1 pseudogene is annotated in these 2,443 nt (G+C 61.3%); it reads right to left on the bottom strand.

Features of this window, described 5'->3' with window-relative positions:
- Positions 1-1,303, bottom strand: a pseudogene (locus tag I5W_RS33290) (hypothetical protein); the annotation flags it as partial.
- Between the last annotated feature and the right edge of the window lie 1,140 nt (positions 1,304-2,443).

Below are 2,443 nucleotides of genomic sequence, written 5' to 3'. Positions count from 1 at the left end.
TGTCCTGCACGGTGCAGGCGCGATCCTTGTTGAACAGGCGCCGGCTGGCGCGACGGTAAAAGCTGTCGGGGCCGTCGAACTGCGTGTCGTTTTCAGCCGCCTTCCCGCCGAAGGACGCGAAGGGCTGGCGAATTTGGGTGATCTGCGCAATCTTCGTGGTCGGCCCGGTGATGCTGCCGGGCGCAATCCACGGCGTTTCTCCTACGCCCAGCCCGCTCATCTTCTGGCGTTGCAGGCGTAGCGCCTGAGCACCCAGGAAACTGAATCGGGTCGACAGCAAAGCCACCGACGCCGCTTTTGGTGCGGCAACGGCCAGCCAGAATTCGCTGCCTGGCAGGAGCGGCGTCGTCAGATAGCTCAATGGCGCCGCACCTGATGGCGTGCCGGCGCCCAGCCTGGGAATGGCGATCTGCACGATCCCGGATCGGCGCAGACTGCGCGTCTCATCTTGCAGTACCGTCATGGCTTGCCAGCCCTGCTCTCCCCAGCAGGAATAGGTCACTGCCGGTGCGATGTCATCAGCCTCTCCATCACCATCGCCGGTGCTGTCCAGCTCGGCGACTTCGGCATAAATACTCAATGTGCATGGCGCCTGCACGCCGCTCAGTGACAGATACAGACAGCCCGGCCCGGATACGCCGGTCATAAGCGGCAAGGCTGCCGGCGTGGTATCGCCGTCGCCATCCGCAGTCACCGGGCACAGGCGCTTGAACCCAAGCTGCTCGCTGACCGGCGCTGTGTCTTGCATGCCGCCGGCATAGACCTGGTAAGCCTGTACGATGCCGTAGTGATACAAGGCGAAGGGATAGTTTGCGGCGCCATCAACTGCATTGGTGGCCATCGACCTTGCTGTCGCGGTCGGCACGACAATGTCGGTCGTGGCGCTGGCCTTGTAGTCCAGCAGCATCGCATTCTGCTTCGGGCTGTAAGGCACATTGGGCATCGGCAACAACACATCGGTATGGGCTATCGCCGGGCTGTCTGCCGCCGCCTCTTCATTGCGGGCGGGCGCATCGGCACTACCGGCAGCCGTCGTTGCCTCATCGTCGGCCGCCGGCTCTTTTTTGAACCAGTCCAGCATCCGCCACAACCAGAACCTGTCGTCCGGCTTTGCCTTGTCCATCAAGACCAGCGCATTCTGCAGCACCACGTCGGAGACGACCTTGAGATAAAGACTGTGCCCGAAACCCTGTGGCGGATACGCCAGCTCGAAATAGAAATAGCCGGTGGTCGCCTGCATCGGCCCTGGCAAGGCGCTCAGGCACAACGACGGCTGTGCGACGTAGCCGATATGGTCGGCCATGTTGAACGAGAAGCGGCTTGCCGGGGCATTGATCTTCCAGTTGACGGTCGCCGCGGCACTGTCATCCCGACTGCTCGTTGCGCCGGTATCTGAGCTGCTGCTGGAGGCTACACAGTTCCGGATGATACAAGGTGACAGTACCGGAACGCCAACTCGTATGTTGGCTGGTCTGCAATTTCTCGCTGAGCAAGCGCGAATGCCCCTGAAAAGACTGATTGGAAAACGGCACGGGGGACGGTGTCTGAGATCGCTGGCTCAGCAGATAGGTGTTATAGGCCAAGTAGTAACGCGAGAAGTCGGACTCAAGACTGTCCCACTCCAGTTGTACCGTGGCCTCTTGCAGGGGCTTGGCAAATACCTCGTTGCTGCCGACGTAAAAACAACTACCCGCCTCAGGCAGCGGTCCGAATGTCTGGGTGGCCACGCCGTTGGCCATCGGCGTCAGGTCATTGGCCAGACTCAGTTGCGTCATGTCCCTGACGTCAACCGCAAAGCTCACGCTGGTGAGCGCCGGTGGGACCAGCAGATCCGCGCCATCGGCCAGAACGATCTTCAGCAGTGGCCAACTGCTGGCGTAGCCATCGGGATTCTGCTTGAAAGGAACAATCGGCGGATCACTCTTCTGCAAATGCAGAACCAGCGTCATGTTCACCGACATCGGCGTGACACCGGCCAGCGCCGTGGCCGATTGCGCCGCCACGAAAAACCAGGCATGTTCGGTGCTGAGAAAGTAGCGGGCACCAGCAAACAGGGCCGTCACGTCCGCTGGCGAGGGCGTAGCCAGCGCCAGGGTGACCGTCAACGTGCGCAGACCGCCCTGCAGATACAACATGGGGCTGGCCAGGGCGAAACCCTGAGCAATCTTGTCGCCTAGCCCTTGCCCTGCCGCATTGGCAAAGGCCGGCCAGCTTTGCACCTCCTGCCGCTGGTCGGTCTGTACTTCCGAGGGGGTGAGCTGTCGTTGGCGGTACAGGCCGGAGCGTTGCGCGGTATCAAAATACACCCCCATCGCTTGCGTAAGGCGGGCTGCATTGATGGTGAAGTCCTGATTGGCGGCAAACAGGATAGGCGTCTGGCCNGCATCGCTGCCAGCCAGAAATGCGGTACTTGCAGGCAGGCGAATACTATTAACCGAGTCTG

The sequence above is a fragment of the Herbaspirillum sp. B65 genome (assembly GCF_000333555.1).
Lineage (GTDB): Bacteria > Pseudomonadota > Gammaproteobacteria > Burkholderiales > Burkholderiaceae_D > Herbaspirillum > Herbaspirillum rubrisubalbicans.
The sequence above is the reverse complement of the archived record's forward strand: the minus strand, read 5'-3'. Positions and strand labels throughout refer to the sequence as shown.